Annotated in this window: 13 protein-coding genes and 1 pseudogene; 8 read left to right on the forward strand and 6 right to left on the reverse strand. The window is 74.1% G+C overall.

Annotation, left to right across the window (positions count from 1 at the left end):
• Positions 1–18 precede the first annotated feature (18 nt).
• Complete coding sequence (locus GQS52_RS20395) at positions 19–1,521, forward strand: regulator (protein ID WP_182314795.1); 1,503 nt, start codon at positions 19–21, stop codon at positions 1,519–1,521.
• A 55-nt stretch (positions 1,522–1,576) separates the two neighbouring features.
• On the opposite strand, the gene GQS52_RS20400 is transcribed toward GQS52_RS20395, so the two are convergent.
• Positions 1,577–2,434 (reverse strand): GNAT family N-acetyltransferase, encoded by an 858-nt coding sequence (locus tag GQS52_RS20400; protein ID WP_259370879.1) that lies wholly within the window; start codon positions 2,432–2,434, stop codon positions 1,577–1,579.
• 159 nt (positions 2,435–2,593) lie between these two features.
• Between GQS52_RS20400 and GQS52_RS20405 the strand changes: the two genes are divergently transcribed.
• The 3 genes from GQS52_RS20405 (at position 2,594) to bla (ending at position 4,642) form a co-directional block, all read left to right on the forward strand.
• A complete protein-coding gene (locus tag GQS52_RS20405; RefSeq protein WP_182314797.1) occupies positions 2,594–3,079 on the forward strand; it encodes a TetR/AcrR family transcriptional regulator in 486 nt (161 codons plus the stop codon).
• 1 nt (position 3,080) lies between these two features.
• Positions 3,081–3,440 carry a hypothetical protein gene (locus tag GQS52_RS20410; protein ID WP_182314798.1) on the forward strand — a complete coding sequence of 120 codons (360 nt, stop codon included), beginning with the start codon at positions 3,081–3,083 and terminating at the stop codon, positions 3,438–3,440.
• 236 nt (positions 3,441–3,676) lie between these two features.
• Positions 3,677–4,642, forward strand: coding sequence for a class A beta-lactamase (bla, locus tag GQS52_RS20415; protein ID WP_182314799.1), 966 nt, complete (start codon positions 3,677–3,679; stop codon positions 4,640–4,642).
• Between the two features lie 57 nt (positions 4,643–4,699).
• Here bla and GQS52_RS20420 read toward each other — a convergent pair whose 3' ends face one another.
• Positions 4,700–4,975 carry a hypothetical protein gene (locus GQS52_RS20420; protein ID WP_182316770.1) on the reverse strand — a complete coding sequence of 92 codons (276 nt, stop codon included), beginning with the start codon at positions 4,973–4,975 and terminating at the stop codon, positions 4,700–4,702.
• On the reverse strand, positions 4,968–5,360 hold the full coding sequence (locus tag GQS52_RS20425; RefSeq protein WP_182316599.1) for an ATP-binding protein: 393 nt from the start codon (positions 5,358–5,360) through the stop codon (positions 4,968–4,970). The genes GQS52_RS20420 and GQS52_RS20425 overlap by 8 nt, the downstream gene beginning before the upstream one ends.
• A gap of 301 nt (positions 5,361–5,661) precedes the next feature.
• Between GQS52_RS20425 and GQS52_RS20430 the strand changes: the two genes are divergently transcribed.
• The 4 genes and pseudogenes from GQS52_RS20430 (at position 5,662) to GQS52_RS20440 (ending at position 7,126) form a co-directional block, all read left to right on the forward strand.
• Positions 5,662–6,498, forward strand: coding sequence for a helix-turn-helix transcriptional regulator (locus GQS52_RS20430; RefSeq protein WP_182314800.1), 837 nt, complete (start codon positions 5,662–5,664; stop codon positions 6,496–6,498).
• Positions 6,495–6,698, forward strand: coding sequence for a DUF397 domain-containing protein (locus tag GQS52_RS20435; RefSeq protein ID WP_182314801.1), 204 nt, complete (start codon positions 6,495–6,497; stop codon positions 6,696–6,698). Before GQS52_RS20430 ends, GQS52_RS20435 begins: the two co-directional genes overlap by 4 nt.
• Positions 6,699–6,815: 117 nt before the next feature.
• A pseudogene (locus tag GQS52_RS27955) lies at positions 6,816–6,923 on the forward strand (XRE family transcriptional regulator); the annotation flags it as partial.
• Positions 6,920–7,126 carry a DUF397 domain-containing protein gene (locus tag GQS52_RS20440; protein ID WP_182314802.1) on the forward strand — a complete coding sequence of 69 codons (207 nt, stop codon included), beginning with the start codon at positions 6,920–6,922 and terminating at the stop codon, positions 7,124–7,126. The pseudogene GQS52_RS27955 and the gene GQS52_RS20440, both read left to right, overlap by 4 nt.
• 67 nt (positions 7,127–7,193) lie before the next feature.
• On the opposite strand, the gene GQS52_RS20445 is transcribed toward GQS52_RS20440, so the two are convergent.
• The 3 genes from GQS52_RS20445 to GQS52_RS20455 all read right to left on the reverse strand — a co-directional run bounded on the left by GQS52_RS20445 (position 7,194) and on the right by GQS52_RS20455 (position 14,113).
• Positions 7,194–12,173: a DUF3320 domain-containing protein gene (locus GQS52_RS20445; protein ID WP_182314803.1), complete on the reverse strand. Its 4,980-nt coding sequence runs from the start codon at positions 12,171–12,173 to the stop codon at positions 7,194–7,196.
• Between the two features lie 207 nt (positions 12,174–12,380).
• A complete protein-coding gene (locus GQS52_RS20450; RefSeq protein WP_182314804.1) occupies positions 12,381–12,923 on the reverse strand; it encodes a hypothetical protein in 543 nt (180 codons plus the stop codon).
• Complete coding sequence (locus tag GQS52_RS20455) at positions 12,920–14,113, reverse strand: ImmA/IrrE family metallo-endopeptidase (protein ID WP_182314805.1); 1,194 nt, start codon at positions 14,111–14,113, stop codon at positions 12,920–12,922. Before GQS52_RS20455 ends, GQS52_RS20450 begins: the two co-directional genes overlap by 4 nt.
• Between the last annotated feature and the right edge of the window lie 101 nt (positions 14,114–14,214).

Genomic DNA, 14,214 nt, shown 5'->3' on the forward strand with positions numbered 1-14,214 from the left:
CAGGAGACCGGAAGCCAGATGACCGACCGCACCTCCCACCGGCCCGTCAACCACCAGCTCGCCTCCCTCATCGCCGAGGCGGGCTTCTCCAACGCCGGACTGGCCCGCCGGGTCGACCAGCTCGGCATCGAGCACGGGCTGGACCTGCGGTACGACAAGACCTCGGTGACCCGCTGGCTGCGAGGCCAGCAGCCGCGCGGCACCACCCCCGCGCTGATCGCCGAGGTCTTCACCCGGCGGCTGGGCCGCCGCCTGACCGCGCAGGACCTCGGACTGGACGCCTGCGCCCCCGTCTACGCCGGACTGGAGTTCGCGGCCACCCCCCGCGAGGCGGTGGAGATCGTCAGCGGGCTGTGGCGCAAGGACACCGGCACCCAGCAGGACCTGGCCAGGATCGCCTTCACCCCGGCCGGGCTGGTGGTGCCCAGCCGGGACTGGCTGATCGGCCGCAGCGACGACTGCGTCGCCCACGACCCCGAGCAGCCGCCCCAGGCGGCCCCCGCCCCCCGCATCCCCGCGCAGAACAGGGGCGTCCAGCCGCCCTCCGGCGGCCCCGGCCGGCAGGCGCGCCCCGCCCGGTCCCCCCATCCGCAGCGGCTGCACGGGAACCGGGTCAGCGCCGGGGACATCGCCGCGCTCCGCTCGGTCGGGGAGATGTTCCGCTCCCTGGACAACACCTACGGCGGCGGCCACGCCCGCCAGGCCCTCGTCCGCTACCTGGAGCACCAGGCCGAGCCGATGCTGCGCGGCAGCTACGGCGAGGAGACCGGCCGCAGGCTGTTCGCCGCCGTCGCCGACCTGACCCGGCTGGCCGGCTGGACCTCCTACGACATGGGCGCGCACGGCCTCGCCCAGCGGTACTTCGTGCAGGCGCTGCGCCTGTCCCAGGCCGCCGGCGACCGGGTCTTCGGGGCGTACGTGCTGGTGACGATGAGCCGGCAGGCCGTCTACCTCGGCCACGGCAGGGAGGCCGTGCAACTGGCCCGCGTCGCGCAGCAGGGCGTGGGCACCACCGTGCCCCCCGTGGTGCGCGCCCTGCTGCACGCGGCCGAGGCCCGCGGCCACGGGCTGCTGGCCGACGCCCGGTCCTGCACGGCCGCCCTGCTGCGGGCGGAGCGGGCGCTGGAGGAGTCCGGCCCCGGCGACGAGGTGCCCGCCTGGGCCCGGTTCTTCGACGAGGCGCAGCTCGCCGACGAGTTCGGCCACTGCCACCGCGACCTGGAGCAGTACCGGGCCGCCGCGCAGCACGCCGAGCGCTCCCTGCAACTGCGCGACCCCGGCTACGCCCGCAGCCGGGTCTTCTGCCGCACCGTGCTGGCCTCGGCCCGCCTGGGGCTGGGCGAGGTCGACCGGGCCTGCGCCCTCGCCTCGGAGGCGATGCAGCAGGCGTGCGAGATGCGCTCCACCCGCGCCCTGGAGTACGTCCGCGGCTTCGCCCAGCGCCTGGAGCCGCACCGCGGCGTCCCCGCCGTCCGCGCCTTCCACGAACGCGCCGCCGCCCTGGGCGTCCCGGTGGGGTGAGGCCGCGGGCCGCGGGCCGTGGGTGCGGTGTACGGGGTGCGGGGCGCGGGGCCCGCTATTCGGCGGGCTCGGCGATCAGGGCGGTGGCCGCGCGTCGGAAGCCGAGCCGGGCGTAGATCCGGGCGACGTCGTCGTCGCCGGCGGACAGGAGCACGGTCCCGGCGCCCCGTGACCGGGCGTCGGCGGCCAGGGCCGCGGTGACCGCGAGCCCGAGGCCGCGGCGGCGCGCGGCCGGCAGGGTCCCCACCCCGACGATCTCGCTGACCCCGTCCACGGGCTGGTGCTGGCCCGCACACAGCGCGACCCCGCCCTCCACCGCGGCGGCGACCCGGCTCAGACCGGCGCGGATGCGCTGCGCCACCGCCTCCACCGACCCGTCGCCGGCACTGTTCCGCACGGCTTCGTCCAGCTCCGCCCTTCCGGCCGCGCCCACCCGGGTCCCGGCGTCGGCGAAGGCCAGGTGGGGGACGGCCAGCGCGCTCGGCAGCACCGGGTCGTCCGGGCCGACGATCCGCACCGCCACGCCGTCGGCCCGCCCGGTCGCCCCGGGCAGCGGCACGTCGGGGAGCGGTGCGTCCGGACCGAGCACCATCAGGGGGTGCTCGTGCACCACGAGTCCCGCCCGCTCGGCCGCGTCCCTCAGCGCGGGCGCGTTCTCGGCCACCCACTCGAAGCTCTCCGGAACGCCGAGTTCCCGCTGCCGTGCGCGCACCCGGGCCACGTCGTCGGCGCTCACCGCGCCGGAGTGCCCCAGGGTCGGGCGCGCGTAGTAGGGCCACCCCTCTCCCTCGCGGACGAACAGGGTCAGCGGCCCGAAGTCCTCGGCCCGGGCCCCGGAGCGGGGCACCGCGTCGTAGTACCGCTCGAGCCGGTCCAGCAGGTCGCGGGAGTCGCTGTGATGAGTAGGAGTCACGCCGCGCATCCAAGCAGCGGGTCGCCGGCCACCGCCACCGAATTGAACCCGGGCGCGGGCGGGCCCGGCGCGGCGTGCGGGGCGGGGGGAGCGTCTCCGGAGCGGTTAAAGAACGCTCGTTCTTGACTGATTGTTCTTTAACTCTGTACGGTCATGGACATGGGACGACCACGCGCCTTCGACACCGATCGGGCCGTCAGTGCCGCGGCTGCCCTCTTCGCCGACCGCGGCTACGAGGGCACTTCGGTGGACGACCTGGTCACCGCCACCGGTGTCCACCGGGGCAGCCTCTACAAGGTCTTCGGCTCCAAACGGGGCCTGCACCTGGCCGCCCTCCGCAACCACCTCGACCACGAGATCCACCCGCTCACCACCGCGGTCGCGACCATCACCGACCCCGCGCAGGCGCTGGCAGCGGCCATCGCCTCGTACGACAACGGCCCGGCCCCCGGGCTCCTCCTCCTGGCCGCCGCCGAACGCGCCCCCCACGACCCGGAGGTCGCCGCACTGGTCGCGGAAGGCATCGCCGCGCTGGAAGCCGCCCTGCGTCCCTCCCACGGCGACGAGGCCCCCCGACTCGCCTCCACCGTCCTCGGCACCCGCCTGCGCATGCGCGCCCGGCCGACCACCCCCAAGGAGCACTGACATGGCGCTGATCTCGATCGACCGCGAACGCGGCCTGCTGATCGCCGAATTCCAGGGACTCGACAAGCTCTGGAGCCTCAAGAGCCGTCTGGAAATCCCCCTCGCCCACGTGCGCGGCGCCACCCACGACCCCGGCATCGCCCGCGAACCGAAGGGCATCCGGGTCGGCGGCACGTACCTCCCCGGGGTGATCACCGCCGGCCGCTTCCGCCGCGACGGTGAACGCCTCTTCTGGGACGTGAAGAACCCGGACAAGGCGGTCGTCGTCGAACTCGCCGACGCCGAGAGCTACGACCGCCTCGTCATCGAGGTCGACGATCCCCGCGCCACCGTGGCCCTGATCGAACGGTCCCTCGCCTGAGGCCGAAGCGCGGCTCCCGGCCCGGACGCCCCTCCGGGCGGTCCCGTACGCATCCGCCGGCGAACGGCCGCGTGCCGGGGGACCGCGCGCCGGGGGACCGCGCGTGTCGGCCCCCGGCGCACGGCGGCCCGGGGTGAAGGTGGTCCCGGCACCCAGGACCCAAGCACCGGGACGGGAGCGTGCCGTTCCGTCCCCCCGACCGCCCCGTGTGCGGGGCACCCAGGAGGTTCGGACCCATGCAGCACGCACGCGCCCGGCGCGCCGTACTCGGCCTGTCCGCCGCCCTCGCCCTCGCCCCCGTCGCGGCCTGCGGGCAGAGTGGCCCCCCGGCCCCGGAAACCCCGGCCGCGAAGGCGCCGGCCGCGAAGGCCCCGGCCTCCCCGTCCGCGGGGGCGGCGGGCCGGGAAGCGGCCGCGGAACCGTTCGTCCGCGAACTCGAGGACCTGGAGCGGAAGTTCGACGCGCGGCTGGGCGTGTACGCCGTCGACACCGGCACCGGGCGCGAGGTGGCCCACAACGACGGCGAGCGGTTCCCCTACGCCTCCACGTTCAAGGCGCTGGCCGCCGGCGCCGTGCTCGACAAGCACTCTCTGAAAGGCATGGACAAGGTCGTCACGTACTCCCGGGACGACCTGGTCGCGCACTCGCCGGTGACCGAGAAGCACGTCGGGACCGGGATGACCCTGGACGAGCTGTGCGAGGCCGCCGTCCGCTTCAGCGACAACACCGCGGCCAACCTGCTGCTCGACGAACTCGGCGGCCCCCGGGGCCTGGACGCCGTCCTGGAGGAGATCGGCGACGACGTCACCCGGGCGGAGCGCCGCGAGCCGGAACTGAGCCGATGGGTCCCGGGCGAGACGCGGGACACCACCACCCCGCGGGCGCTGGCCGGGGACCTGCGCGCGTTCGTCCTGGGGGACGTCCTCGGCAAGGACGAGCGGGCACGGCTCACGAAGTGGCTGCGGACCAACGTCACCGGGGACGACCTCATCAGGGCCGGGGTGCCCGGGGACTGGGTGGTGGGCGACAAGACCGGGACCGGCAGCTTCTACGGCGCCCGCAACGACATCGCCGTGGTGTGGCGGCCCGGTGCCGCCCCCGTCGTCATGGCGATCATGTCGAACCGCAAGGAGCGGGGGGCCGAGCCCGACGACCGGCTGATCGCGGAAGCGGCGTCCGTGGTGGCCGACGCCCTGTCCTGACGGGCGGGCGGGCCCTGTCCGGGCGGGCGGCGTCACGGGCGGGGTGGCGGGTCGGGGTCAGCGGTCCCGGGCGTACCGGCACAGGTACGCCCACACCAGCTCGCCGAGCCGCCGGTCGCACGGCCCGCACAGGTACATCGGGGCGTGCGAGCCGTGCGCCTGCACCGGGCCGGCCCACGCCACCGGCCGGTCGACCGCCTCGCACCGCCAGCACAGGCCGGTGGTCCAGCCGGGCCGGCCGGCGGGGTGCTGCCGGGAACGGGCGCGCGGCGGTGCGGGGCGGCGGGGGCCGGTCGTGCCGGTCGTGCCGGTCGGGTCAGTCGGGTCAGTCAAGGGAGAACTCCGCCCACACGGTCTTGCCGGGAGCGCCCCGGCGCGGCGCGACCGCCCAGCGGGTGGCGAGGCAGGAGACGAGGACCAGGCCGCGGCCCGACTCGGCCTCGGGGCAAGGCGCGGCGGGGGCCGTCGGGGAGGCCGCCCTCTCGGCCCGGCCGTCGCTCACCTCGACGCGGACGGCGGCCGGGGACGCGGTCAGGAGCAGGTGGAAGCCTCGTCCGGGCACGTGCCCGTGGCGCACCGCGTTCGCGGCCAGTTCGGCGGTCACCAGCGTCACCGCGTCATTGGTGCCGGAACCGTACGGGAACCCCCAGCCGTCCAGCCGGTGCGACACCAGCCGCCGCGCCAGGCGCGCCCCGCGCGGGGTGGAGGTGAACCGCATCGCGAACTCGCGGACGGGGGAAGGCGCGGAAGCGGGGGAGGGGGAGGGCGCGGGCTCCGGCGCGGGGGGCGCGGCGGCGGCCGTGCGCGTCCGCCCGTACGGGGGGATCTCGGTCGGCATGCGTACGAGCCTGGCGGCGCACACCCGCCCTGACCAGCGGATCCGCTGCTACGGATCATGACTGTAGGAGCGCCTTCGGTGTGTTGTCGGGTCCGTCGGCCGTGTCCGTCGGCCGGGCGCTCGTTGAACCGTCGGGGGCCGCACGGGGACGCGGCCCGGGCACGACGGAGGTGTGGGGGTCATGACCGGTACGGCACGGCCGGAGCAGGCGGACGGGGAGGGCTCGGGAGCCTTTCTGAAGTGCTTCGGCAGGCAGTTGAAGCTCTTCCGGGAACGCGCGGGCCTGACACAGGCGCAGCTGGGTGCGCGGCTGGGGTACGGCGAGGACATGGTGTCCGCGGTCGAGCAGGCCCGCCGCATCCCGAAGCCGGAACTGGTCGACAGGGCCGACGAGGTGCTGGAGGCGGGCGGCGTCCTGAGCGCGATGAAGGAGGAGGTCGCCCGGGCCCGGTACCCGTCGTTCTTCCGGGACGCCGCCCGCCTGGAGGCAGAGGCCGTCGAACTGCACGTCTACGACACTCATTTGGTCAACGGGCTGTTGCAGACCGCGGAGTACGCACGGGCGATGTTCACGATGCGCCGGCCGATGCTGGACGAAGAGGTCGTCGAGCAGCGGGTGACGGCACGACTGGCCCGCCAGGAAATCTTCGACCGGCGGCCCGCACCCGCCTTCAGTTGCGTCATCGAGGAGTCCGTGTTGAGACGCCCGCTCGGCGGGAGCGAGGTCCTGCGGGGACAACTGGAGCACCTGCTCCTGGTCGGCCGCAGGCGCAACGTGGAGATCCAGGTCATGCCGCTGAGTCGCGAGGACAACGCGGGTATCGACGGTCCGTTCACCGTGCTGATTCCCAAGGGGGGAGAGCAGCTTGCCTATGTGGAGGCGCAGGGCCGGAGCGTCATCATCACGGCCCGGGACGAGGTCCGCCGCATCGTCTCCCGGTATGGAATCATCCGAGCCCAGGCTCTCACTCCTCGGGAGTCGCTGGCCTTCGTCGAGAAGTTGCTGGGAGACCCATGAACACCGAAGCGCCCCGGGCACGTACGGAGCAGGCCTGGTTCAAGAGCAGTTACAGCGGTGGTGAAGGCGGTCAGTGCGTCGAGGTGGCGGCTTCCCCCGGCACCGTCCATGTGCGGGACTCCAAGGACAGGACGGGGCCCGTCCTGTCGTTCACGGCGGACGAGTGGGCCGCGTTCGTGGAGTTCGCCGCGCGGGGCTGAACCGTCAGTGAGCGCGACGCCTCGGTGTCGGTGACGAACGGACACCGGGGTGTCGTGTTTCAGTTCGAGCGGACTTCAGGTGAGCATCTTCTCGCCTTCCTCGGCAATTCGGCCGGACGGGAAGAGACCCGCGCCATCGCTTCATGGCATGGAATCATCCGGGCACAGGCTCTCGCCCCGCGGGAGTCGTTGGACCTCATTGAAAAGCTGCTGGGAGAGCTATGAGGATCGAGGAATCCATGCAGACCGGACCGATACTGGCGTGGTTCAAGAGCAGCTACAGCGGCGGTGAGGGCGGGGACTGCGTCGAGGTGGCGGCTTCCTCCGGGGCCGTTCACGTGCGGGACTCCAAGGACAGGACGGGGCCCGTCCTGTCGTTCACGGCGGACGAGTGGGCCGCGTTCGTGGAGTTCGCCGCGCGGGGCTGAACCGCCGGAGCCGCCCGGGGACGGGTCCCCGGGCGGCTCCGCGCCGCGGTGCGGTCCGGCGGCCGGGCTACCGCACCGCGGTGATGCGGCCGGAGGAGCCGGTGAGCATGCCCCGGTCGTACAGCTCGGCGACGTCGGCCTCCAGGAGGGCGCGGACGTCCTTGGTCAGGCGCTTCCAGCCGAAGAACTCGCAGGTGCACCGGACCAGTTCGTCGCGGGACATGCCCGGGCACTCGGCCGCCAGTTCGTGGAGGGCGAGTTGCCGCTCGGCCGGGGCTATGTGGCCGAGCTTGCGCGGGGTGCCGTCGCCGTGCTGCCTGGCGCGCAGCCCGTCCCCGCCGGCCGCCGCGACGAAGTCGCCGTCGATGCCCACCGCGCCCGCCCGTGCCATGCCGCGCAGCACGGTTCGGATGTTCTCGCGGATCCTGGGGCCGGCCTTGGCCACGCCCCAGGCCGTGCGGGCCCGCAGCACGAGCAGTTCCTCGTGCACGGGGCCCTCGGTCCGGACGATCCCGCGCAGGAGGCGCTCCAGGGCGGGCCGCGCCTCCGCGGTGTGCAGTTCGTACGGGGAGGCGACGGTCCCCTCGTACGTTTCGTACGGGGTGCTCCACAGGCGTTCCGGTGCGGCCACGGGCACCCGCTCGTGCTGCACCGGCACCTGCACCTGCGCCTGCACCGGGCCGCGCGGCGCGGGGACGGCGGGCTCCGTGGCGGCCCGGTCCGGCGCGGAGCCGCCGCCCGGTGCGCCCGCCGCGGCCTCCGGCGTCTCCGCCGCGGCCCCCGCGTCCGCCGTTCCCGGTGCGGCTGCCGGGGGAGCCGTCGCGGCGGTCGGCGGGCCGGCGGCGATCGCCTGCTCCACTGCCTCGCGCAGCCGCTGCTCGGCCGCCTCCCGGCCGCGGTACCAGTCGGTGCCCCAGATGCGGTGCAGCCGCCAGCCGAGGCCGACCAGGACCTGCTCGCGGAGCCGGTCGCGGTCGCGGGCGGCCTTGGAGGAGTGGTACATCGCCCCGTCGCACTCGATGCCCAGGGCGTAGGCGCCGGGGGCGGCCGGGTGCCGCAGGCCGATGTCGATGCGGTACCCCGCGACGCCGACCTGCGGCTGGACCCGGTGGCCCCAGCCCTTCAGCACCTCGATCACGGACTCCTCGAAGGGGCTGTCCGGTTCGGCGTCGCCCTGGACGAGGTCCCGGGCGAGGACGGCGGGGCCGTTCTCCGCGTACTCCAGGTACCGCTTGAGGTGCTGGACGCTCTCGTTGGTGCTGTCGGCGAGGCCGTTGCCGTGGAAGGAGGCGACGACCTCCATGCGGTAGCGGGCCCGGGTGACGGCCACGTTCAGGCGGCGCCAGCCGCCTCCCTTGTTGATGGGGCCGAAGTTGAGGCCGAGCCTGCCGTGCTCGTCGGGGCCGTAGCCGATCGACATGATCATCACGTCGCGCTCGTCGCCCTGCACCGATTCGAGGTTCTTGACGAAGAAGCCGTCGAGCCGGTCCTCGGTGAAGCAGTGGTTGAGGTCGGGGCGGCGCAGCCGGGCCTGTTGGACGGCCTGGTCGATGGCCGAGGCCTGGGCCTGGGAGAGCGCGACGACGCCGAGGGTGCGGCCGGGGCGGGTGTCGAAGTGGTGGATGACGCGCTCGGCGACGAACTCCGCCTCGGCCCGGTTGTCGCGGCGGCCGCCCCGGTCGTAGACGCCGTCGGCCTTGAGGAAGGCGACGCCGACGTCGTTGCCCTCGTCAAGGGCGCCGGGGAAGGTCACCATGGAGTTGCCGTAGAACGAGCGGTTGCTGAAGGTGATCAGGTCCTCGTGGCGGCTGCGGTAGTGCCACAGCAGTTGCAGCTCCCGCAGCGCGCCGGCCTTGCAGGCGTTCAGCAGCGACTCGAAGGAGTCGGGGACCGCCTCGTCGTAGGAGTCGGAGTCGTCCTCGACGGAGGAGTCGAAGAACGAGGTGGGCGGCAGCTGCTTGTCGTCGCCCGCCACGACGAGGGAACGGCCGCGGTAGATGCAGTTGACCGCGTCGGCGGGGCGCACCTGCGAGGCCTCGTCGAAGATCACCACGTCGAACTCGTAGTCCGCGGGGAGGAACTGGCTGACGGTCAGCGGGCTCATCATGAAGCACGGTTTGACCGCCTGCACGGCCCCGCGGGTGCGGCCGAGCAGTTCGCGCACCGGCATGTGCCGGGTCTTCTTCTCCGCCTCCCGGGTGATCACCCTGACGTCCCCGCCGCCGGAGCCGCGGGGCCTGCGGCTGTTGCACGCCTCGATGACGGCCCGGTGCGCGGCGTCGACCAGGTGGCGGTCGGCCTCCTGGAATTCCTCGACGCGGGCGTCGAGGTCGGCGGAGCGGGTGGTGCGCAGCCTGTCGTCGGTGGCGAGCAGGTCCTCCGCCCACGCCTTGAGCAGCGCCTGCTCGACGACGTCGGGGAGGCACCGCGGGTCGACGCCGCGCTCGGCCGCCCGGGGCACCAGCTCGTCGGCGGCGTGGCGGGCCAGCACGGCGAGACCGTCGCGGTGGGCCTGCCACTCCTCCGGGCCCCGGCGGTCGGCGAGGAGGCCGTCGACGACCTGCTGGGCCTGCTCGAAGCCGCCCAGCAGCAGGGGGGACAGCCGGGTCCTGCGGGCGGTGTCGAACAGCCCGCCCAGCGCGGTGGCGGCCTCGGACCAGCGGGCGGCCCGCTTCTCCGCCGCGCCGCACCAGGCCGCCAGGCTCTCCCGGGCGCTGCGGGCGAGCAGGGCCGGCAGGCCGTCGGAGTCGGTGCCGTCGGCCAGGTGGGCGGCCTGCCGCTCCCGGTCCCCGGCGCCGCGGGTCAGCTGCGCGATGCGGTCGGCGGTGGCCAGAGCCTCGTCCAGGGCGGGCAGGTCGTCCTGGGACCGCGGGGTCCAGCGGTCCAGCAGGGGCGCGTGCTCCTGCGCCAGGCGCGCCACCTCGGCGGCGGCCTCCTGCCAGGCCAGGGCCTGCTCCAGCCGCCCGGGCAGCGACTTGTGCCAGGCCCCGTCACGGGCCAGCGCGGCCACGGCCGCCCGGTCGGTCTTGAACTGTGCGGAGAACCGGGCCATCAGGCCGCGGTGCTGCTCGGCGAAGCGCCGGACCAGCCCGGGCAGGCCGTCGGCGGTGAGGACCTGCTCGCCGAAGGCGTCCCCGGCCGCGGCCCGCGCGCCGGCCTCGGCGTCGAGGGCCCCGCGCATCTCCTGCGCCGCCCGGTGGGCCCGGTCCAGGGCTCCGGCGCCGAACCACGCCGCCGGAGGACGCCGGACGGCCGAGGCCAGGTCGGCCAGTTCGAGGAGCGCGAACGCATCCTCGGGGGCCTCCGGTTTCGGCATGCCGAGCAGGTCGGCGAGCTGGGCCAGGGCCCCGGACAGGTCCTCCGGCAGGGCGGTGTCCGGCGCGGGGACGTCGTCCGGCAGCCCGGCGCGCAGGGTCCGGACGAGCTGCTCGACCTCCTTGGCCGTGCGCGGTTCGCCCAGCGCCGCGGGGAAGGGGCGCCGCCCGGCGGCGGTCCGCACGGCCTCCAGCGCGTCGGCCGCCTCCTCCGCCACGGAGATCGCCGAGGCGCCCGTCAGGCCGCGCCAGGCGAACCCCTCGCCCTCGGCCGCCGGACGCCAGGCACGGGCGACGGCCCCGGCGGCGGTCAGCAGCTCCTGCAGCACCCCGGCGCTCAGGCCGCGTGCCGCCTTCGCGTTCCCGGCGCTCAGCGTCAGCTGCGGCGTGCCCTTCTGCTCCAGGAGCACCAGCCGGCCCAGGACGTCGTGCAGGGTGCGTCCGAGCGGTTCGCGGACCGCGTTCATCGCGGCGGAGTAGGCGGACAGTTCCTCGCGCAGCCTGCGGGCCCGGTCCAGCTCGTGCTCGGCCGCGCCGGTCACCGGGACCTCGGTGGTCAGCACCCGGGCCAGTTCCGTGGCGACGCCCTTCTTGGAGGTGTTGCCGCTGTGCAGGGCCATGACGAAGTCGCCCAGGCCCACGCCGTGCAGGCGGTTGCGGACCACGTCCAGCGCCGCCGCCTTCTCGCTGACGAACAGCACGCTGCGGCCCGCGTGCATCAGGGCGGCGATCATGTTGGTGATCGTCTGGCTCTTGCCGGTGCCGGGCGGGCCGCTCATCACGAACGAACGCCCGTCCAGGGCGGCGGCCGTGCACTGGCGTTGCGAGGCGTCCGCGTCCAGGACCAGCGGCGTGCGCTCGGGCAGCTGGACCTCGTCGATCAGCTCCGGCGCCACCGGCTCGAAGCCGATCAGGTCCTCGGGCAGGCCCGCGTCGGGGCCCAGCGCGACGGCCCGCACCAGCGGGTGCGCCAGGATCCTCTCCTCGTTCTGCTGCAGGTCCTGGTACATCGCCTCCTTGTGGGAGGCGAACAGGCCGAGCACCACCCGCTCGTCGACCGACCAGCCGGCCCTGGCCGCGGCGACCCCGCGGGCGGCGGCGAGCACGGCGCGCGGATCGGCCGCGTCCGCGCCGGCGACCGGCGACCAGTCGACGTCCAGCCGCTCCAGCTTCACCGCCAGCGCCGGGTTGAGGATCCGGTCCTGGCCCTCGGCCGGGTGCAGCCGGGTGCGCCCGCGGCCGTCCCGCCGCAGCTCGACGGGGACGAGCAGCAACGGGGCGGAGCTGCACTCGTGGGCGCCCTCCTCGCGCCAGTCCAGCATGCCGACGCCCAGCCACAGCACCCACAGGCCGTAGTCGTTGAACATCTGCCCGGACTTCTGCCGCAACTGGTACACGGCCGCGTCCAGCGACGCCCGGGTGGTCTTCTGCGTCACCAGCCCGGACTGCCGTTCCCGGGGCTTCTTGTCGAGGCGGACGCCCCCGTCCTCCTCCGGCTCCTCCTCGACCGGGGCGAAGTCCCAGCCCCTGGCCAGGCCGGAGAGCACGGCCGCCGCGTCCGGGGACCTGAACTCCAGCGTGGAGGTCCTGGTGTGCTGGAAGTTCAGCAGACGGTTGCGCCCGCCCATGTCGAGCAGGGAGTTGCGCCAGTCGGCCAGGACGGCCTTCAGCCGGTCGAGACCGGGATCGCTGGTGCCGGGGCGCGCGGTGCCGGTCGTCGGCCGGTTGGGCATGCGGGTGTTACCTCCACGGGGCGGAACGTGCCACGGGGTGGTCCGTCCTGAAGGTCCCCCCGCACGCTGATTATCAGCAGAAGTCGCCCGCTGCGTCGTGAACTTAGTCTACCGATACCACTTCGTTGTCACGGGCCGCCTGCCGCGCCGACCGACGTGCAGGCGTGCGTGCCGGTCGGTCGGGTGCGGCGAGTGCTGTTCGGTGGTTCAGCGCAGAAGGTCGTCCGGCCCACGGGAGATGCGGTGCAGGTGACGGCCGCCCTCCGCCATCGCGTGCAGCAGCCGGTGCCCTTCCGCGGCTGTGACCAGGCCTCCGACGACCGCCTCGCCCATGAGGTCGAAGGTCTCCCGGGTGGTGATGTACCGCCGCCGCGCGAAGGCACCTGCCGACCTGTCGTCCGTGATCCACACGGAGTCCCGGAACTCCGCCCGTAACGTGATCAGCACACAGGTCTCCGCCTCGCCGAGATGCTGGGTCGGTGCGGCCGCGCTGCCGCCGAAGACCGCCCGGCGGACCCGGTCGACCTCTGCCACCTCCGCCTCGTCGCTGATCTCGACCGGCTCGCCCAGCCAGCCTGCTTCGGGGACGCCGCGCAGCCGCGGGTGGTAGGCGGCCGACCGCCCGGCCTCGTGGGCGACTGCCTGGGTCCAGCGGCCCCGGCCGTCGAGCACCTTCTCCAGAAGGGGGAGGCGGTCGACGGCCGCGAAGTTGCACAGCGCGGTGTTGTCGGGGAACCACCATGTCCTCATGGCTGGAAGACCAGGTCGCCTTCTTCGAGTTCCTCGAGGCCGACCGCCGAGGCCGGGCCCGTCGGCCCGGCCGGATCCAGCAGGTCGTGCAGCCGGTCCACCTCCACGTCGAGCAGGGCGGCGAGCGGGCGCAGCGTCGTGTCGCCCTGCCGGTACGCCTCGAACAGCTCGGACGCGACGCGGACCGGGAAACGCTTCGCGCAGGCCCACGACTCCTGCCGCTGGTACTCGGTCCACGAGCCTGTAAGCATGTGGCAGCTCTCGGTGCTCATGCGCCGGTAGCGGTTCCGCTCCACCGGGCCGACGAGGCCGAGCTGATGGAGACGGGCGGCCAGCGCGCTCGGCGACACCTTGAATTGCACGACCATCTCCTGGAACGCCTCGTCCGACAGAGCCCCTCCACCGTCCGCCGCGGCCCGGAAACGCTCCTCGACCTCGTCGGCGGACATCAGCAGGTGGGAGGCGAAGACGTTCGCCCGGATCTCGGTCAGGCCCTTCTGGCGGCCCGGCGCGAGGTGCGCCTCGGCGAGCAGGTCCTGGGCGTCCCGGGCCAGGATGTGTCCGATCTCGTGCGCCAGGGTGAACCGCTGCCTGGTCCACGTGCGTGTGGGCCGCAGCAGTACGAGCCTGAACCTCCCGGTCTGCCAGGCGAGACCGTCCGCTCCGCGCGGCAGCTCCTCGGTCGCGATGTCGACCCCGAAGCACTTCTCGAGGGCGGTGACCAGCATGTCGCTGCTCTGCTCCGCGGGCGAGCCGAGGCCGGCCCGGCGCAGTCGTGCGAGCGCCTCCGTGGCGAGCCTGTCGCCCTGGTCGACGAAACGGGGGAGGTCTTCCCGCGCTCCGGGCACCTCGGGCAGTTCCCGGGAGCGTCCCAGCAGCTCCAGCACTTCGTACGCGTCGGTGAACCGGCGGGCCACGGCCTCCAGAGTCACCCTGTCCGGTGCCGGGGCGGAGCGGGTGCGGGCGGCCACCGCGGGTCGAAGCGGTTCACGACCTGTGAGGATCCAGTCCACGGTCGTGCCGCCCGCCTCAGCGATCAGCGCCAGGTCGAGAGAGGTGAAGCGACGCACGCCCTTGAGCGACTTGGAGAGTTTGTCGGGGGTCAGGCCGACCCTCCCGGCGAAGACGGCCTGGCTCACCGAAGCCGTGTCGATGACTCTTCGTACACGGTCGATCACGGAGTCGTCCATGGCCCCACCATAGGCGGGGCTTGCGAATATCGCAATACTGGGGATGTTGGGAATGTTCTGTCCGGGATTGTTCAAAGAGGTCCAGGAACACCGGGCGGTGC

Source organism: Streptomyces sp. SCUT-3 (assembly GCF_014083985.1).
GTDB lineage: Bacteria > Actinomycetota > Actinomycetes > Streptomycetales > Streptomycetaceae > Streptomyces_H > Streptomyces_H thermolineatus.

Excerpts from the sequence above, each read along its gene's own strand:
- GQS52_RS20395 (WP_182314795.1), top strand. The coding sequence starts at position 19 with ATGACCGACCGCACCTCCCACCGGCCCGTCAACCACCAGCTCGCCTCC.
- GQS52_RS20405 (WP_182314797.1), top strand. The coding sequence starts at position 2,594 with ATGGGACGACCACGCGCCTTCGACACCGATCGGGCCGTCAGTGCCGCG.
- GQS52_RS20435 (WP_182314801.1), top strand. The coding sequence starts at position 6,495 with ATGAACACCGAAGCGCCCCGGGCACGTACGGAGCAGGCCTGGTTCAAG.
- bla (WP_182314799.1), top strand. The coding sequence starts at position 3,677 with ATGCAGCACGCACGCGCCCGGCGCGCCGTACTCGGCCTGTCCGCCGCC.
- GQS52_RS20445 (WP_182314803.1), bottom strand. The coding sequence starts at position 12,173 with ATGCCCAACCGGCCGACGACCGGCACCGCGCGCCCCGGCACCAGCGAT.
- GQS52_RS20455 (WP_182314805.1), bottom strand. The coding sequence starts at position 14,113 with ATGGACGACTCCGTGATCGACCGTGTACGAAGAGTCATCGACACGGCT.
- GQS52_RS20410 (WP_182314798.1), top strand. The coding sequence starts at position 3,081 with ATGGCGCTGATCTCGATCGACCGCGAACGCGGCCTGCTGATCGCCGAA.
- GQS52_RS20430 (WP_182314800.1), top strand. The coding sequence starts at position 5,662 with ATGACCGGTACGGCACGGCCGGAGCAGGCGGACGGGGAGGGCTCGGGA.
- GQS52_RS20425 (WP_182316599.1), bottom strand. The coding sequence starts at position 5,360 with ATGCGGTTCACCTCCACCCCGCGCGGGGCGCGCCTGGCGCGGCGGCTG.
- GQS52_RS20450 (WP_182314804.1), bottom strand. The coding sequence starts at position 12,923 with ATGAGGACATGGTGGTTCCCCGACAACACCGCGCTGTGCAACTTCGCG.
- GQS52_RS20440 (WP_182314802.1), top strand. The coding sequence starts at position 6,920 with ATGAGGATCGAGGAATCCATGCAGACCGGACCGATACTGGCGTGGTTC.